This window comes from Stenotrophomonas sp. INTA L402-1, assembly GCF_059295135.1.
The window spans coordinates 1-513 of record NZ_JCAFWP010000265.1; the positions used below are offsets into that span (position 1 = coordinate 1).

At 50.5% G+C, this 513-nt stretch carries 1 protein-coding gene; it reads left to right on the top strand.

From position 1 onward, the window contains the following. Positions 1–105: 105 nt before the first annotated feature. Positions 106–513 (top strand): HTH-type transcriptional regulator PuuR (gene puuR / locus AC5O77_RS22705; protein ID WP_217385838.1); only part of this gene is annotated, 408 nt, incomplete at its 3' end.

The following is a 513-nucleotide window of genomic DNA, read 5'->3' on the forward strand; positions in this document are numbered from 1 at the left end:
GTACGCGCTTTCGCGTATATTGTTCGAGGGCTTTATCACCGCTTGTCAGCACCATATCGCTGAAAAACAGCGACTCTGACCACTACAGTTTAAGGAAATGCAAATATGAGTGATGAGGGACTGGCGCCAGGAAAACGCTTGTCGGAAATCCGCCAGCAGCAGGGGCTTTCTCAACGTCGAGCCGCCGAACTCTCCGGGCTGACTCACAGTGCTATCAGTACGATAGAACAAGATAAAGTCAGCCCTGCCATCAGTACGCTGCAAAAGCTGCTGAAGGTGTATGGTCTGTCACTCTCGGAATTCTTTTCCGAGCCGGAAAAACCTGATGAGCCGCAGGTCGTCATTAATCAGGACGACTTAATTGAGATGGGCAGTCAGGGTGTGTCAATGAAGCTGGTTCATAACGGTAACCCGAATCGCACGCTGGCGATGATCTTTGAAACTTACCAGCCGGGCACAACCACTGGGGAAAGAATTAAGCATCAGGGTGAGGAAATAGGCACTGTACTGGAA